Source organism: Methylophilales bacterium (genome assembly GCA_019823025.1).
In the GTDB taxonomy this organism is placed as follows: Bacteria; Pseudomonadota; Gammaproteobacteria; order Burkholderiales; family Methylophilaceae; genus BACL14.
This window is the reverse complement of sequence record CP081940.1, coordinates 328330-345185: the sequence shown is the minus strand read 5'-3', so window position 1 is coordinate 345185 and position 16856 is coordinate 328330. Positions and strand designations below refer to the sequence as shown.

At 35.7% G+C, this 16856-nt stretch carries 16 protein-coding genes; 15 read left to right on the top strand and 1 reads right to left on the bottom strand.

Annotated elements, in window-relative coordinates; genetic code table 11:
* From K6112_01820 to K6112_01750, 15 genes are all read left to right on the top strand, one after another.
* A complete protein-coding gene (locus tag K6112_01820; GenBank protein QZP18112.1) occupies positions 1 to 1299 on the top strand; it encodes a bifunctional folylpolyglutamate synthase/dihydrofolate synthase in 1299 nt (432 codons plus the stop codon).
* Complete coding sequence (locus K6112_01815) at positions 1275 to 1778, top strand: SPOR domain-containing protein (GenBank protein ID QZP18111.1); 504 nt, start codon at positions 1275 to 1277, stop codon at positions 1776 to 1778. Before K6112_01820 ends, K6112_01815 begins: the two co-directional genes overlap by 25 nt.
* A gap of 4 nt (positions 1779 to 1782) precedes the next feature.
* On the top strand, positions 1783 to 2283 hold the full coding sequence (locus K6112_01810) for a CvpA family protein (GenBank protein QZP18110.1): 501 nt from the start codon (positions 1783 to 1785) through the stop codon (positions 2281 to 2283).
* 11 nt (positions 2284 to 2294) lie between these two features.
* The gene (purF, locus tag K6112_01805; GenBank protein QZP18109.1) at positions 2295 to 3830 is read left to right on the top strand and encodes an amidophosphoribosyltransferase; all 1536 of its coding nucleotides are present in this window, start codon (positions 2295 to 2297) and stop codon (positions 3828 to 3830) included.
* Positions 3831 to 3973: 143 nt separating this feature from the next.
* Entirely contained in the window at positions 3974 to 5143 is a 1170-nt protein-coding gene (locus K6112_01800; protein QZP18108.1) for an O-succinylhomoserine sulfhydrylase, read from the top strand.
* Between the two features lie 82 nt (positions 5144 to 5225).
* Complete coding sequence (gyrA, locus tag K6112_01795) at positions 5226 to 7796, top strand: DNA gyrase subunit A (protein QZP18107.1); 2571 nt, start codon at positions 5226 to 5228, stop codon at positions 7794 to 7796.
* On the top strand, positions 7780 to 8859 hold the full coding sequence (serC, locus tag K6112_01790) for a 3-phosphoserine/phosphohydroxythreonine transaminase (GenBank protein ID QZP18106.1): 1080 nt from the start codon (positions 7780 to 7782) through the stop codon (positions 8857 to 8859). Before gyrA ends, serC begins: the two co-directional genes overlap by 17 nt.
* Positions 8856 to 9917, top strand: a complete 1062-nt coding sequence (gene pheA / locus K6112_01785) for a prephenate dehydratase (GenBank protein QZP18105.1) — start codon at positions 8856 to 8858, stop codon at positions 9915 to 9917. The genes serC and pheA overlap by 4 nt, the downstream gene beginning before the upstream one ends.
* A gap of 13 nt (positions 9918 to 9930) precedes the next feature.
* Complete coding sequence (hisC, locus tag K6112_01780; protein QZP18104.1) at positions 9931 to 11031, top strand: histidinol-phosphate transaminase; 1101 nt, start codon at positions 9931 to 9933, stop codon at positions 11029 to 11031.
* Positions 11032 to 11041: 10 nt separating this feature from the next.
* On the top strand, positions 11042 to 12064 hold the full coding sequence (gene aroF, locus K6112_01775; protein ID QZP18103.1) for a 3-deoxy-7-phosphoheptulonate synthase: 1023 nt from the start codon (positions 11042 to 11044) through the stop codon (positions 12062 to 12064).
* Between the two features lie 99 nt (positions 12065 to 12163).
* Positions 12164 to 13078, top strand: a complete 915-nt coding sequence (gene pqqB, locus K6112_01770) for a pyrroloquinoline quinone biosynthesis protein PqqB (GenBank protein QZP18102.1) — start codon at positions 12164 to 12166, stop codon at positions 13076 to 13078.
* A gap of 11 nt (positions 13079 to 13089) precedes the next feature.
* Entirely contained in the window at positions 13090 to 13821 is a 732-nt protein-coding gene (gene pqqC / locus K6112_01765) for a pyrroloquinoline-quinone synthase PqqC (protein QZP18101.1), read from the top strand.
* A gap of 1 nt (position 13822) precedes the next feature.
* Positions 13823 to 14101 carry a pyrroloquinoline quinone biosynthesis peptide chaperone PqqD gene (gene pqqD / locus K6112_01760; GenBank protein ID QZP18100.1) on the top strand — a complete coding sequence of 93 codons (279 nt, stop codon included), beginning with the start codon at positions 13823 to 13825 and terminating at the stop codon, positions 14099 to 14101.
* Between the two features lie 10 nt (positions 14102 to 14111).
* Complete coding sequence (pqqE, locus tag K6112_01755; GenBank protein QZP18099.1) at positions 14112 to 15296, top strand: pyrroloquinoline quinone biosynthesis protein PqqE; 1185 nt, start codon at positions 14112 to 14114, stop codon at positions 15294 to 15296.
* A 19-nt stretch (positions 15297 to 15315) separates the two neighbouring features.
* Positions 15316 to 16506 carry a multidrug effflux MFS transporter gene (locus K6112_01750; GenBank protein ID QZP18098.1) on the top strand — a complete coding sequence of 397 codons (1191 nt, stop codon included), beginning with the start codon at positions 15316 to 15318 and terminating at the stop codon, positions 16504 to 16506.
* A gap of 6 nt (positions 16507 to 16512) precedes the next feature.
* Here the strand turns inward: K6112_01750 and K6112_01745 are convergent, their stop codons facing one another.
* Positions 16513 to 16839, bottom strand: a complete 327-nt coding sequence (locus tag K6112_01745) for a DUF4156 domain-containing protein (GenBank protein ID QZP18097.1) — start codon at positions 16837 to 16839, stop codon at positions 16513 to 16515.
* Positions 16840 to 16856 lie beyond the last annotated feature (17 nt).

Here is a 16856-nt window from a genome sequence, read left to right as displayed (position 1 = left end):
GTGACTCGTGGGTTAAATAAGTCAGACTCTCTTGATGAATGGTTGGATTTCATTGATCAAATTACCATAGATGAAATAGAGCTGGGCCTTGATCGTGTCCGTCAAGCTTATAAAAATTTAAACATAAAACAATCATTCCCCATCGTAATGGTTGGTGGGACAAATGGTAAAGGCTCTACGTGTGCTTTTCTTGAATCTATTTATCATGGTGCTAGCTATAAAGTCGCAAGTTATTCATCACCACATTTTTTTAAATTCAATGAAAGAGTTAGGATTAATAAGACTGCTTGCTCAAATGAAGAAATTGTTAATGCTCTATTTAGGGTTAATGAGGCAAGAAAAAATATACCATTAACCTATTTTGAAATGACTACATTGGCAGCAATGTTGATATTCGTTGAGAGTGATATCGACATTGCCATAATGGAGGTAGGATTAGGAGGTAGACTAGATGCTGTGAATATTTTCGATCCAGAAGTTTCATTAATCACCTCTGTATCAATAGATCACCAAGAGTTTTTAGGAGACTCCATTGAAAAAATATTTAAAGAAAAAGTAGGGATTTTTAGGGAAAATAAAAATGCTATTTTAAATTTTAATAATAAGGAAGCATTTTTAAAAAAATTTAAAGATACCTCTAATGCGATTTTATCGCAATTAAATTCTGACTATTTTATAAAGGTTGATGGCTCAAAAATAGACTTCTATGGCCAAAGAAAAAATTTTTTAAACCTACCATTACCTAAGCTTTTTGGTAAAACACAACTTCAAAACTTATCTGGAGCTCTAAGGGTTGTTGAGCTTATCTATAAAAAGTATCCAATAACTCAAAGTAGCTTAAAGAAAGGTATAAAAGAAACAGATATAATTGGTAGGTTGCATTGTATAAATAAAAATCCATTCATCATTTTAGATGTTGCTCACAACAAAGAATCTGCTGAATCATTAAATCAATTTTTTATAAAACAAAAGCTTAAAGGAAAAGTTCGTTGTGTTTTTTCACTCCTTAAAGGGAAAAATATCATGGACATTACTGAGCAATTTATTGATTATGTAGATGAATGGTATATTTCAGAAATTGATTCACCTAGGGCATTACAAGCAAAAGAAATAATTTCATCACTTCAAAAGCAGAGAAAGGATGTCACCTATCATTCTTTTAAAAATACTGAAAAGGCCTTTTCGGCCGCATACAAAAATAGTGATGATAATGATAATATAATAGCGTTTGGTTCCTTTTTTATTGTAAGTGAAATTTTAAAAGATAATTCAATATGTCAAATTCAAAAGACTCAGTAACCAACCTTCTTCTTATCAAGAGAGCGAAGAGAAGGCTTGTGGGCGCGATAATAATTTTAATAATTTTATTTTCCTTATCTATTTTTTTTGTAAAAACTAAAACAGAAGCCATGAAGAGTAACCCAAAAATTTCTTTCTTAGAGACAACTCAGCAATATGCTGCCTCTGAAAATGTAATCAGTAAGTTTGAAAGTAAGAATTCGCCTGCAAAAGAAGAGCAAACAACTGAACATAATTCTTCAAAAAAAAAAGGCTTTACAGTTCAGTTAGGTATTTTTTCGGATGAAATAAATATGAAAAGAGTGAAAGATCAAGTTAATTTAATGGGCTACAAAACAAATACAGAAGCAATAAAAATCGATGATGAGCTAAAAATAAGACTTACAACAGAATTTTTTTCAAATGAAAAACAGGCGCGTTTAATTCTTCAAGAAATTAAGAAGGCAAATTTATCTGGTTTTATCAGAAAGCACCCATAGATTTATGTCATTTATCGATATCATAGTTTTACTAGTTTTATTTGCCTCCTTAATTTTTGGTTTTTTTAGGGGTTTTGTTAAGGAGCTACTCAGCCTCATGGCCTGGGCATTTGCTTTCTTTGTGGCGTATTATTTTTCTTCAAGTGTAGCTATATTTCTTCCTTTTGAAGCTGAATTCTCTATAAAGTATGTTGGTAGCTTTGTTCTAATTTTTATTTTCGTTCTAATTGTTTCATCTATATTGATAAAATTTTTAAGTACGTTTATTCATAAAATTGGCTTAGGCGCATCAAATATTATTCTCGGTGGATTGTTTGGTATATTGAGAGGAGTTATTGTTGTTTATTTATTGATTTTTGTTATTGAAAAAACCTCCTACGCTGAAGAAGCATCATGGCAACATGCAAATTCAATAGTTCTTATAAAACTTTTAGTAGAAAAAACATTTCCTTATTTGCCCCAGGACTGGGTTAACAATGTAAAATATGAAGAGAATTCAATCTAGATGAGAATTATATGTGCGGGATAATTGGAATAGTTTCAAATAGCCCTGTAAATCAGATGCTCTATGATGGATTATTAGTCCTTCAACATAGAGGCCAAGATGCTGCCGGCATAGCGACATGTGATAATGGTCGAATTAAAATGTACAAAAATAATGGCCTCGTTAAAGATGTTTTTCATACGAGACATATGAGGCATTTATCAGGAAATATTGGCATTGGACATGTTAGGTATCCCACAGCAGGATCTTCCTCTGCTGCAGAAGCGCAACCATTTTATGTGAACTCACCGTACGGCTTAGTCCTTGGGCATAATGGAAATTTGACTAATTCTGAAAAGCTGAAGGGTGATATGTTTAAACAAGATTTAAGGCATATCAATACAAACTCGGATTCAGAGGTGTTGCTAAATGTTTTAGCCGATGCTATTGAAAAATCAACAAAAAAAAATGTATTAACGTCAGATATTATTTTTGATTCTGTTAGCTCTGTGTATAAGAGATGTAAAGGGGCTTACGCTGTAGTTTCAATGATAAATAACTTCGGGCTGCTTGCCTTTAGAGATCCTCATGGAATTAGACCGTTAGTTATTGGAATAAAGCAGTCTGAAGATGGTCCAGAATATGTTGTTGCCTCTGAAACAGTCGCGCTTGATATTTTAGGGTTTAAATTACTCAGAGATGTAGAGCCTGGAGAAGCAATTTTTATTGACCTCGATGGAAATTTTTATTCAAAAATTTGTTGTGATGTGGTCAAGAAAACACCTTGTATATTCGAATATGTTTACTTAGCGCGTCCGGACTCTATGATTGATAATATATCGGTCTACCAAACAAGATTAAATATGGGCAGGTCACTTGCTAAAAAAATTAAGAGTGAATGGGCAGATCTTGACATAGACGTTGTGATACCCATCCCAGATACAAGCAGGCCAAGCGCACATGAAGTAGCACTCGTGCTTAACGCTGAATTTAGAGAGGGATTCATTAAAAATAGATATATTGGACGAACTTTCATTATGCCAGGTCAAGAATTAAGAAAAAAATCTGTCAGACAGAAACTTAATCCAATTAAAGTTGAGTTTAAAGACAAAAATGTGCTTTTGATAGATGATTCAATTGTTCGCGGGACTACATCAAGGGAGATAATTCAAATGGCTAGGGATGCTGGGGCAAAAAATGTATTTTTTGCATCTGCTGCTCCACCAGTAAGATATCCTAACGTATACGGGATTGATATGCCATCTCGAGACGAGCTGGTAGCTTTTAATAAAGATGATGAGCAAATTTGCAAAGAGATTGGAGCCGATGCTCTAATTTACCAAGATCTTGAGGAGCTTAAGAGAAACATTCTCCAAGAGGGAAATATAATTGAAGACTTTGATTGCTCATGTTTTGATGGGAAATATGTTACTAATGATATTGATGATGCCTATCTTAATAGAATCGAAATGCTAAGGTCAGATAAAAATTTGAATGAGCCATCAAAAAGTACATCTCAACTTGATTTAATTCTTGATCCAACATCTGAAGAGGAAGAGCCTGCATAAGAACACCTTGCTATTGTGTTTTGTAAGGCTGTATAATTTATAGAGATAAAGTAAATAATTTTAAGTTAATTTAAGTTATTTTGGGTGAATTTAGTCCAACTTGCTCCACCCGATACTAAAAAAAGAAGCTAAAAAGGAAGCTAATGAATAAAAAAAAATCACGAAGTAGTAAATTTGAAACAAATGCCGTCAGAGCTGGGACAATACGTTCAAGCCAGGGCGAACATTCTGAATCTCTTTATTTAACCTCAAGTTTTATTTTCGAAAGTGCTGAACAGGCCGCTGAAAGATTTTTGAATCAAGAAACAGGTAATGTTTATTCTAGATTTACTAATCCCTCAGTTAAGATGTTTGAAGATAGGCTGGCTGTCCTTGAGGAAGCTGAGGAATGTGTTGCTACCTCAACGGGGATGTCAGCAATTTTGTCATGCATCATGAGTTTATGTAAATCGGGAGACCATGTAATTGTCTCTAGAAGTGTATTCGGTACCACGGTTAAGTTATTCGATAATATTTTATCTGAATGGGGACTGGAGGTTAGTTACGTTTCTCTTTCAAGTAAAAATGAGTGGCAGAATTCATTAAAGAAAAATACAAAACTTTTCTTTGTTGAAACTCCTTCGAATCCTCTCATGGAAGTATGTGATATCCAATTTTTAGCAGACCTAGCCCATGAAAATAAAAGTTTATTGGTTGTAGATAATTGTTTTTGCACCCCGGCTCATCAAATTCCCACTAGATTCGGAGCAGATATAATAATCCATTCAGCAACCAAGTATCTTGATGGACAAGGCAGATGCCTGGGAGGGGCTGTTTTAGGTGATAGTTATCTTATGAAAAAAGTAAGGGGTTTTTTAAGGTCGGGTGGGACATCAATGAGCCCTTTTAATGCATGGGTTTTTTTAAAAGGGCTTGAAACGCTTAAGATAAGAATGGATGCCCATTCAAGTAATGCAAATAAATTAGCGGTTTGGTTAGAACAAAATAAAAATGTTGAACATGTTTACTATCCTGGTTTGGATTCACATCCTCAGTTTGAATTAGTAAAAAAACAACAAACTACTGGTGGCGGTATCGTCTCATTCAAGGTCAAGGGTGGAAAATCAGAGGCATGGAGTTTAATTAATAACACCAAATTATTATCAATAACAGCAAATTTAGGTGATACCAGATCTACGATAACTCACCCCGCAACAACAACGCATTCAAGGTTAAATCAAGACCAAAGAGATCTCGCAGGAATTACTGACAACCTCATAAGAATTGCAGTTGGCCTTGAGGATATTGATGATATAAAAGCAGATATTAAATAAATATTAAGTGAACATTTGCACTTAGTGGCCATGCTATACATGGTAAAATATTTTTTAAAGTAAACCAAAGAATTTATAAATTATGGATGATCAATTCGCAAAAGAAACAATCCCAGTAAGCCTTGACGGAGAGATGAAAAAATCGTACCTGGATTACGCAATGAGCGTAATCGTTGGGCGAGCTTTACCTGATGTCAGAGATGGATTAAAGCCTGTACATCGACGCGTTTTATATGCCATGCACGAACTAAGCAATAGTTTTAATCGACCCTATAAAAAATCTGCAAGAATTGTAGGTGATGTAATTGGTAAATATCATCCACATGGAGACACGGCAGTTTATGACACCATTGTTAGGATGGCACAAGATTTCAGTCTCAGATATATGCTAGTTGACGGCCAAGGAAATTTTGGTTCTGTTGATGGAGATAATGCCGCGGCAATGCGTTATACCGAAATTAGAATGTCCAAAATATCCCATGAACTATTATCTGATATCGAAAAAGAGACAGTTGATTTTGGTCCTAATTATGATGGTTCAGAGTATGAGCCTCTTATCATGCCAACAAAGCTTCCTAATCTGCTTATTAACGGAAGCTCTGGAATTGCTGTAGGTATGGCAACAAACATACCACCACATAACCTGACAGAGGTTATTGATGGATTGAAGGAACTTTTAAAGAAACCCGAAATTACTATAGACGAACTTATCCAGAAAATACCAGCTCCAGATTTTCCAACAGCAGGAATAATTCATGGAATATCTGGTGTAAGAGATGGTTATAGAACAGGACGTGGCAGGGTTGTGATGAGAGGAAGGACCCATATCGAAGAGCTTGATAGGGGAAAAAGGGAGGCTATTATTGTCGATGAGCTCCCGTACCAGGTAAATAAGAAGAATTTTATTGAAAAAATTGCCGAACTTGTAAATGGTAAAAAAATTGATGGAATCTCGGACCTAAGAGATGAGTCTGACAAATCAGGGATGAGAGTTGTGATTGAGTTAAAACGTGGTGAAATTCCAGATGTTGTGCTTAATAACTTGTTCAAACAAACTCAACTTCAGGATAGCTTTGGTATGAATATGGTTGCCCTAATAGATGGACAGCCAAAACTTCTAAATTTAAAAGAAATTCTAGATGCCTTTCTTAGGCATAGAAGAGAAGTTATTACACGAAGAACTGTTTATGACTTAAGAAAGGCTAGAGACCGAGGGCATGTTTTGGAAGGTTTGGCAGTGGCGTTAGAAAATGTCGATGAAATGATTAAAATTATTAAATCCGCAAAGACGCCTCCAGAAGCAAAAATTGAATTAATGAAGCAAACATGGAAATCAACTGTAGTTGAGGGTATGCTTCAAAAAACTACAACAGGTCTCTCAAAGCCTGATGGCTTATCTGATAAATTTGGCCTTACAGAAAAAGGTTATAAACTCTCTGATAACCAAGCTCAAGAAATACTCCAACTCAGATTACAAAGGCTAACAGGGCTTGAGCAAGAAAAAATTGTTAGCGAATATAAAAATATTCTTGAAGTAATAAGTGACCTTTTAGATATATTAGGAAATGCTGAGAGAGTTACTAAGATAATTGAAACAGAACTTGATGAAATTAAAGCTCAATATGCTGATGATAGAAGGAGTGAGATTATTGAGGATGCATTTGATTTATCAATCGAAGACCTAATTACACCTCAAGACTTAGTCGTTACTATATCTAATACAGGTTATATAAAAGCCCAAGTGCTTGATGAATATCGCGCTCAGCGAAGAGGTGGGCGAGGAAAGCAGGCAATGACTGCAAAAGAAGATGACTTCATTGAGCAGATGTTTGTTGCCAATACGCACGACAATATTTTATGCTTCTCAAGCAGAGGTCAGGTTTATTGGTTAAAAGTTTATGAAGTTCCTCAGGGAAGCAGGGTAAGTAAAGGTAAGCCAATTGTAAACTTGTTCCCCTTAATGCCTGGAGAAAAAATAAATGCAACACTGGTAGTCAAAGACTTTGTTGATGATAAGTTTATTTTTATGGCAACTTCTAAGGGCACCGTCAAGAAAACACCTCTCTCTGATTTTTCGAATCCTAGAAAGAACGGGATCATCGCAATCAAGCTTGATAATGGAGATTATTTAATTGGCGCTGAAATTACTAATGGGGAAAACGATATCGTCCTTGTCTCCAATGGTGGTAAGGCAGTATGGTTTGATGAAAATAGTGTTAGAAGTATGGGGAGAAATGCAAGAGGTGTAAGAGGCATGAAGATTCCAGATGAAAATCAAGCTCTTTCACTTCTCATTGCGTCCTCGGAAGATGAATCTGTGTTAGTTGCAACAGAAAATGGTTATGGTAAGAGAACAGTCTTATCTGATTTTAGAAAGTCTGGTAGAGGTACACAAGGTGTTAAAGCAATTCAGGTAAGCGATCGAAATGGCATTGTAGTTGCTGCAAGATTAGTTGGTGATTCCGATGAAATCATGTTAATTACCACTGGCGGGGTATTAATAAGAACCCGTGTTTCGGAAATTAGAGAGCTAGGAAGAGCAACGCAAGGTGTGACATTAATCAACTTAACCAAAGATGAGAAGCTATCAGGATTAGCCAAGATAGTAGAACCAGAACAAATTGAAATGAATCAAGATGAGCTACCAATATAATTTCTCTGCTGGACCAGCAATGATTCCAAAAGAGGTAATGTTGCAAGCACAGCAAGAATTTTTAAATTTTAATGAGACTGGAATTTCCGTAATGGAAATGTCCCACAGAAGTAAAGAATATCTTCCAATCGTGGAAAAAGCTGAAAAAAGTTTAAGAACTTTACTTAAAATACCAAATAACTATAAGGTCCTTTTTTTACAAGGGGGTGCGATTACTCAAAACTTCATGGTCCCAATGAATTTACTTAACAGCGGGTCAGCAAGCTATGTTGTTTCAGGATATTGGTCAAAGAGAACTTATAATGATGCCCAACCTTTTGGCACAATAAAATTGGCGGGATCATCAGAGGAAAGTAACTTTAAAAAAGCGCCTAGTGTTGGATCTTGGAATTTTGATAAAAATGACGCTTATGTTCACTTTTGTCAAAATGAAACCGTTCATGGCGTTGAGTATCTTGATTCAATTAAAATAGGAGCAGTTCCTCTAGTTTGCGACATGTCTTCAACGATTTTATCAAGACCTGTGAATATTGATGATTATGGAGTGGTCTATGCTGGAGCGCAAAAAAATATTGGCCCTTCTGGACTAACTTTAGTAATAGTTAGGGATGATTTACTTGCATTCGCAGACCAAAAAACTCCATCAACCTTAAACTGGAAAATCCAATCAGAGAATAATTCAATGATTAACACTCCTACTACATTTAGTATTTATATGGCTGGATTGGTTTTTGAGTGGCTTTTGAAATTGGGTGGCTTAAAAAAAATGGAAGAATTAAATATTAAAAAATCTAATTATCTATACAACTTCATTGATGCAGATGATTTTTATATTAATGATATTGAAATTAAAAATAGATCTAGAATGAATGTGCCCTTTAGACTAGTAAAAGATGACTTAACCAAAAAATTTGTTGCTACAGCAGAGGAAAAGGGGTTGTATGCTCTAAAAGGACATAGGGTAGTGGGAGGTTTAAGAGCCTCCTTATATAACGCTATGCCATTTGATGGGGTAGAATGTTTAGTTGAGTTTATGAAAGATTTTAAAAAAAATAATACATGACAAAAAAATTAGAAAAATTAAGGCAAAACATTGATGATATTGATAAAAAGCTCTTAGAACTTATATCTAGCAGGGGGCTCTTGGCAAAAGAAATTGGACTCCTAAAAGATGATGGTGTTATATATAAACCAGAAAGAGAAGCCCAGGTCATAACAAAGCTTATCAAAGAAAATAAAGGCCCACTTTCAAATGATAGCGTTACAAACATTTATAAGGCAATTATTTCAAATTGTAGAGCATTAGAAAAAAAATTAGCTATTTCATTTCTGGGTCCATCTGGCACATTCAGTGAAGAAGCAACCATCAAGCATTTCGGTGAAAATGTAAAATCAATACCAACAAGCAGTATTGATGAGGTGTTTAATAATGTTCAATCAGAAAAAGTACAATATGGTGTTGTTCCGATAGAGAATTCGACGGAGGGCGGCATTAGCCGAACTCTTGATTTATTGTTGATGAAAGACTTGAAAATTTGTGGGGAGATAACATTACCCGTTCATCACTGCTTAATATCAAAATCTAAGGATTTAAAAAAAATAACAAGCATATATGCCCATGGTCAATCACTAGCTCAATGTCATGACTGGATAGCCAACAACCTTCCTAACGCTGAGAAAATTACAGTGTTAAGTAATGCAGAAGGTGCAAAAATCGCATCAAAAGAGAAGCATTCTGCTGCTATTGCGAGTGCTAGGGCAGCCAGTCTATTCAAACTTAATATACTACAAAATCATATTGAAGATGAACCAAACAATACCACAAGGTTCTTAATTCTATCTGACCAAGAGATTTCACCATCAGGCAACGATAAGACATCAATAGTGGTTGCTACAAAAAATAAACCGGGTGCGATTGTTGATTTAATACAACCATTCGCCTCAAGAAAAGTTAGTTTAACTAAGTTAGAATCTAGACCCTCAAGGATTGGTATGTGGGAATATGTTTTTTTTATTGATATTGAAGGACACAGGGATGATTCTAAAATTAAATTATGCCTCAAGGATATTGAAAAAAAATCTTCGTTCATGAAATTTTTAGGATCTTATCCAAAAAATTAAATCTTAATTATCTATGGCTATAACTACTCCAAAATATATTGCTGAATTGGAGCCCTATGAAGGCGGGAGACCAATAAAGGAAGTTTCAAGGGAGCTTGGAATATCTCCAAATAAAATTGTAAAACTCGCTTCAAATGAAAATCCGCTTGGTGTAAGTCCAAAAGCTAAGATTGCAATTGATGAGAGTATCAATGAATCTCATAGATATCCAGATGGAAATGGATATTATTTAAAACTATCTCTGTGCAATAAATTTTCAATAAATTCCGACCAAATTATATTGGGCAACGGGTCTAATGATGTCCTTGAGCTTGCAGCAAGAACTTTTATCTCACCAGGAGAGGAGGTTATATACTCAAAACATGCATTTGCTGTCTATGAGATAGTAACGAATGCTGTTGGTGGTATTGGCGTTAAAGCAAAGCCAATGGAAGACTTTGGTCATAACTTAGACGAATTCATAAAGCTCATTTCAGAGAAGACGAAACTAATCTTTATTGCCAATCCAAATAACCCTACGGGAAATCTGATTGAAAAATCAAAAATATCAGCCTTTTTATCTAAAGTACCAAAACATATTTTGATTGTCCTTGATGAAGCCTATGATGAATACTTAAGAGATGAGGATAAATCAATTGCTTTTAACTGGCTTGCAGATTATAAAAACTTATTAATAACCCGAAGTTTTTCTAAAGCGCATGGCTTAGCTGGATTAAGAATTGGTTATGGTGTTGGAAGTAAAAAAGTTATTAATTTAATGAATAGGGTCAGGCAGCCCTTCAATGTAAATAGTATTGCTCAAGCTGCTGCTATAGCCTCTCTCGGGGATGATGACTTCATTAACACAAGTAGGGTTATTAATGACCAAGGCAGATTACAGCTAGAAGATGCATTTAGGGCACTTAAAATTAAATATGTTCCCTCGTATGGAAATTTTATTAGTTTTAATTTAGGAGACGAAACAAAAGCAATGATGTATTATCAGCATTTGTTGAAAAATGGCGTTATTGTGAGACCTATTCAAAACTATGAGATGACCTCATGGTTGAGGGTGAGCATAGGTCTTAAAAACGAAAATGATACTTTTATTGAATATTTAAAAAGCTTTAAGTAATAGGATAATTATGATTATTGTAATGAACAACTCAGCAACGGACGAAGAAATAAATTTTGTTGTCTCAAGAATAAAAGAGAAAGGCTTAGATGCAAGCATCTCAAAAGGCACAGAAAAAACGGTCATTGGTGCTGTTGGAGATGAGAGACTCTTAGACCCCAAGCTCCTAGACAACCTTCCTGGTGTAGAACAGGCCCTAAGGATAGTTAAGCCATATAAAATAGTTGCAAGAGAATGGCACCCTGAAGATACTGTTATTGAAATTAATGGTCACCCAATTGGCGGAAAAAATATACAAGTTATCTCGGGCCCTTGTTCTGTGGAAACTCCTGATCAAATGAAAAATGCAGCTGAAGGTGTAAAAGCGGCAGGGGTTAAGATTATGAGAGGTGGAGCATTCAAACCAAGAACAAGTCCTTATAGTTTTCAAGGGACTGGATTTGAAGGCCTAGAGATGTTTCGAGAAGCTGCAGATAATGCAGGTTTACCTATAGTTACTGAGCTTCTAGATGTCAGACACCTAGATAAATTTTTAGAGCAAAAGGTTGATGTGATCCAAATTGGCACACGGAGCATGCAAAACTTCGAATTATTAAGAGAAGTTGGAAGATTAAAATTGCCTGTTATATTAAAAAGAGGTATGTCTGCCACAATATCTGAATGGCTAATGGCTGCTGAATATATTGCCTCAGGTGGAAATCATAATATTATATTTTGTGAGCGGGGTATCAGGACTTTTGAAACGTACTATAGAAATGTTTTAGATGTGACTGCGATACCTGTACTTAAGAAAGAAACTCACCTTCCTGTGATTATAGATCCCTCACATGCGGGCGGAAAGGCCTGGATGGTTGCTGCTTTATCTAGGGCAGGAATAGCTGCTGGAGCAGATGGACTGCTTGTTGAAATGCACCCTACCCCAAGTGAGGCATGGTGCGATGCTGACCAAGCAATAACGCCAACAGAATTACAAAAACTAATGAAAGAACTTAGCGCTATTGCAAATATTTTAGGAAGAGATATATCTAAGTAACTCATGATATCCATGAGTTTTTTTTAGACATTTTCCCCTGTCTATGAATTAATTTCTCATCCATTATTCACCATAATAAATTTTAATGATTGGAAAAAAATGCATATCCGTGTTTTAGGTTCAGGCGCTGGTGGCGGGTTCCCACAATGGAACTGTAATTGCGAAAACTGCGCTGGTCTTCGAAAAAAAAATCCATGCCTTAAGGCAAGAAACCAATCTTCCATAACAGTAAGTTCTAATGATGAAGATTGGATTTTATTTAATGCCTCACCAGATATTAGAGCTCAAATAGAATCATTCCCACCACTTCAACCAGCAAGAAAAATTAGAGATACAGGAATAACATCAATTGTTATCACCGATGGACAGATTGACCATACAACAGGACTATTAATCCTAAGAGAGCATGATAAACCTTGGGATATCTACTGCACCAAGGAGGTGTATGAAGATATGACAACAGGCTTTCCTATCTTTAACATCCTTGAACATTTCAGGGGTATAAAATGGCATGAGGTCCAAACCGATCAAAGTAGCTACACAATTCCTAAAGCAGATAATCTTATTTTCACTGCAGTTCCATTAAAGAGTGAAGCGCCACCATATTCACCACATAGGCATAATACGGTACCAGGCGATAATGTTGGATATAAAATAGAAGATACGCAAAAGGGTAAAAATCTTTTTTATGCCCCAGGACTCGGTGTCATTGAAGATCATGTATTGGACTACATGAAAAATGCAGATGTTGTGCTTATTGATGGGACAGTCTGGACGGACGATGAAATGTCAAAGCATGGAATTAATAATAAAAAAGCCAGTGAAATGGGTCATCTCGATCAATCGAGTAAGGGCGGAATAATGGAGACACTTAACTCTCTGAAAAAGCCTAGAAAAATTTTAATCCATATTAACAATACAAATCCAATTTTAAGAGAAGATTCTGATGAGCGTAAACTTTTAGAGGAAAATGGAATCGAAGTCTCTTACGATGGGATGGATATTATTTTATAAAGGGAATATAAATGTCAGCACCTTGGACAAGAAAAGAGTTTGAAGATAAGTTAAGAGAGAAAGGGAAGGGCTATCATATTTATCATCCATTTCATGTGATGATGTATGAGGGTAAATTATCAAAAGAACAGCTGCAAAGTTGGGTGATGAACAGATTCTACTATCAAATAAGTATCCCGTTGAAGGACGCAGCAATTTTATCAAATTGCCCAGTGAAAGAGATAAGGAAAGAGTGGATAGTTAGAATTTTAGATCATGATGGTGAGGGTGATGCCGAGGGAGGTATTGAAGCATGGATAAATTTAGGGCGTGCGGTTGGTTTGAAAAGAGAAGAAGTAACATCTCTGGAGGGAGTTAGCCCAGGCGTTAAATTTGCTGTGGATGCATACATCAACTTTGCGAAACAAAGAACATGGCAAGAATCTGTTTGTTCATCACTGACCGAATTATTTGCCCCACACATACATCAACAAAGGATTAGTTCGTGGCCTGAAATGTACCCATGGATTGATGAGTCAGGTTTGAGTTACTTTAAAAAAAGATTAACTGAGGCTCGAAGAGATGTCGAGCATGGGCTTGGGGTAACTTTGGATTATTTTAGTACATCAAGAGAAATGCAAGAAAAAGCATTGGACATACTACAATTTAAAATTAACGTTCTATGGGTTATTGCAGATTCAATTATGTTAGCATCATCAAGTATCAAAGTTGATGATCGTGATTATATGAGGCAACCTAAATAAAATGACAATCAAACCAGAAGATATTTATAAAATTGCTCCACATCACAGATTTCAGTGGGAAAAAGCTCAAGATTGCTACGTTATTTTATTTCCAGAGGGTATGGTTAAGTTAAATGGTGGTGCGGGCGAAGTTTTAAATTTGGTTAACGATAACCTTTCTGTTGAAAAAATCACTGAAGCGCTAACTAAAAAATTTCCAGATGCCGATGGTATCGATAAGGACATTATTGGTATGATTGAGATGGCTCTTGAGAAAGCATGGATAGAAAAGACTAATTAAGAGGTTAAAAATGGCTGAAAAAAATAATGGAGTTTCAAGCAATACAACAGCAATGCAACCGCTTTGGTTGCTTGCTGAAATAACCTATCAGTGCCCACTTCAATGTGCTTTTTGTTATAACCCTACAGATTTTGATAAGCATACTCAAAATGAGCTAGACACGGAATCTTGGATTAAGATTCTAAGGCAAGCAAGAGATTTGGGCGCAGCGCAACTTGGAATTTCGGGAGGTGAACCTCTTTTAAGAAAAGACATTGAAGAAATTGTAACTGAAGCGAGTTCGCTTGGTTACTACAGTAACTTAATAACCTCTGGCGCTGGGATGAATGAAAAAAGAATCGATGCGTTAAAAGATGGTGGTCTTGATCATATTCAATTATCAATGCATGACATCACAGAAGAAATAAATAATTTTATAACCAATACGAAAACTTTTAAATTAAAACAAAAAATAGCAGCGATGATTAAAGATAGGGGGTACCCGATGGTCCTTAACGTCGTTTTGCATAGATATAATATTGATCATATTAAGGAGATTTTAGAAATGGCTGAGGGTTTAGGAGCTGATTATATTGAGCTAGCAAACACCCAATATTATGGTTGGTCATTGGTAAATAGAGATCAGCTTATGCCAAAAAAAGAACAAGTGCTGCATGCAGAAAAAGTGACAAATGAATTCAGAGAGCGTATCGGCAATAAAATGAAAATATTTTTTGTGGTGCCTGATTATTACGATGATCGACCTAAAAAATGTATGAATGGTTGGGGAGAGGTATTCATGATTGTCACTGCCAATGGAGATGTGTTGCCGTGTCATTCAGCGAGAGTAATCCCTAATTTAGAATTTCCTAACGTAAGAAATACAGATGTAAAACAGATTTGGTATGACTCACCCGCTTTTAATAAATTTCGGGGAACTGATTGGATGAAGGAACCGTGCAGATCATGCTCTGAAAAAGAAAATGATTTGGGTGGTTGTAGGTGTCAGGCAATGCTCTTAGCCGGTGATGCCGAGAGTGCTGATCCAGTTTGTTCAAAGTCACCAAATCGCCATTTAATAGATCAAGCAATAAAAGACACTGAAAATCCTGGCCTTAAAGCCAAACCGATAATGTTTAGGTCAAATAAAAATTCTAAGAAAATTTCTGAAGGAGAGGAAAAAGAGAGATTAGCAAAATTCCATGCTCTACCTTAATTAATCTATAATTAAAGGCATGAATCTCTTTCTTAACCCAAAAGTCATTGCACTTGCTGTATTAGCAAGCCTCGCTCCATTTGCAATTGATACATATTTACCCGGCTTTCATATAATCGCAACTGATTTATCGTCAACACCTGCTTATGTTCAACAAAGCTTGACCTTTTATCTTATCCCTTACACCATCATGACTTTATTTCATGGTGCAATATCTGATTCAATTGGTCGGATTACCACCATCAAATGGGGTCTGACTTTATTCTTTTTTGCCTCAATTGGTTGTGCTGTAGCTACTTCGGTAGAACAATTATGGTTTTTTAGGGCTCTTCAAGGAATTGGAGGAGGTGCAGGAAATGTCGTGGCTCGTGCGATGGTTCGTGATCTCTATGAGGGTGCACAAGCGCAAAGAGTAATGGCAACTATTCAGATAATATTTGGAATTGCCCCTGCAGTAGCACCTATTTTTGGTGGTTTTTTACTTGATTATGGATGGCAAAGTATATTTATCTTTCTAGCTCTTTACGCAGGAATTGCTATTTACTTTAGCTCAAGGGTATTACCTGAAACGATGCTTTTAAAAGATAGGCTTCCATTTGACATAAAATCAATTGCAACTCGCTATAGTACAATATTTAAAAATAAGGAATTTTTACTTTTAATACTATCTCTCTCAGCAAATTTTTCAGCCTTTTTTTTATACGTGCTTGCAAGCCCAATATTCCTGATTGATTTGTTAGGCTTTACTGAAAAACAGTTTGCATACTTATTCGTTCCAACCGTCTGCGGCATGATCATAGGTTCGTTTATTGCCAAAAAAACAGCAGGTGTAATCAATCCATCGAGAGTAGCAAGGCTTGGTTATTTTTGGATGTTTTTAATTGCGCTATCAAATTTAATATATTGTTATTTATTTGATAATAACCCGACATTTAATATAGGTTTCATAGCCCTTTATAACATTGGTATGGCTGCGATTATGCCAATTATCTCAATCGCTGCGCTTGATTGTTTTCCAAAAGCGAGAGGTACTGCGGCTTCAGGTCAAGCCTTTATGCAAATGTTTTTTTCGTCTGCAGTAGCAGGCGTAATCGTGCCAATTTGTTGGTTCTCAACATTTGGCTTATCGTTAGGATTATTTCTTATATTGATATTCGGGTTATTTTGCATAACCCGAACAAAACTTTGGGCTTATAGATCTAAGTTCTAAATATTCTTAACTACAGTTATAGATTTGGTAAACACCTGATTGTGTACCTTTTCCATCTTCAGGATCACTTATCATATACAAAGTATTTCCACCCTGCTCAACAGCAGCATTTTTAGCTAGTCGAATCTCATCTTGCATAGTGTAATCATCTCTTCGTTCCGCATAGCCTGTCATTCTAACTTTAACTTGAGCTTTTAGTACACAGCTGTTTTGGTCAATTGAGTCAACAATAGTTACATTTTCTGAACCTGGCTCTTCTTTTACGTATGATGTACTGCAGGCAATTAGAAAAGGGAGTGCCAAAGCAGTTATAATAATTTTGTTACTCAACATAAGTTCCTCCAAATTTT

Excerpts from the sequence above, each read along its gene's own strand:
- pqqB (QZP18102.1), top strand. The coding sequence starts at position 12,164 with ATGCATATCCGTGTTTTAGGTTCAGGCGCTGGTGGCGGGTTCCCACAA.
- K6112_01800 (QZP18108.1), top strand. The coding sequence starts at position 3,974 with ATGAATAAAAAAAAATCACGAAGTAGTAAATTTGAAACAAATGCCGTC.
- hisC (QZP18104.1), top strand. The coding sequence starts at position 9,931 with ATGGCTATAACTACTCCAAAATATATTGCTGAATTGGAGCCCTATGAA.
- pheA (QZP18105.1), top strand. The coding sequence starts at position 8,856 with ATGACAAAAAAATTAGAAAAATTAAGGCAAAACATTGATGATATTGAT.
- K6112_01815 (QZP18111.1), top strand. The coding sequence starts at position 1,275 with ATGTCAAATTCAAAAGACTCAGTAACCAACCTTCTTCTTATCAAGAGA.
- K6112_01745 (QZP18097.1), bottom strand. The coding sequence starts at position 16,839 with ATGTTGAGTAACAAAATTATTATAACTGCTTTGGCACTCCCTTTTCTA.
- K6112_01750 (QZP18098.1), top strand. The coding sequence starts at position 15,316 with ATGAATCTCTTTCTTAACCCAAAAGTCATTGCACTTGCTGTATTAGCA.
- pqqD (QZP18100.1), top strand. The coding sequence starts at position 13,823 with ATGACAATCAAACCAGAAGATATTTATAAAATTGCTCCACATCACAGA.
- serC (QZP18106.1), top strand. The coding sequence starts at position 7,780 with ATGAGCTACCAATATAATTTCTCTGCTGGACCAGCAATGATTCCAAAA.
- pqqE (QZP18099.1), top strand. The coding sequence starts at position 14,112 with ATGGCTGAAAAAAATAATGGAGTTTCAAGCAATACAACAGCAATGCAA.
- aroF (QZP18103.1), top strand. The coding sequence starts at position 11,042 with ATGATTATTGTAATGAACAACTCAGCAACGGACGAAGAAATAAATTTT.
- pqqC (QZP18101.1), top strand. The coding sequence starts at position 13,090 with ATGTCAGCACCTTGGACAAGAAAAGAGTTTGAAGATAAGTTAAGAGAG.
- gyrA (QZP18107.1), top strand. The coding sequence starts at position 5,226 with ATGGATGATCAATTCGCAAAAGAAACAATCCCAGTAAGCCTTGACGGA.
- K6112_01810 (QZP18110.1), top strand. The coding sequence starts at position 1,783 with ATGTCATTTATCGATATCATAGTTTTACTAGTTTTATTTGCCTCCTTA.
- purF (QZP18109.1), top strand. The coding sequence starts at position 2,295 with ATGTGCGGGATAATTGGAATAGTTTCAAATAGCCCTGTAAATCAGATG.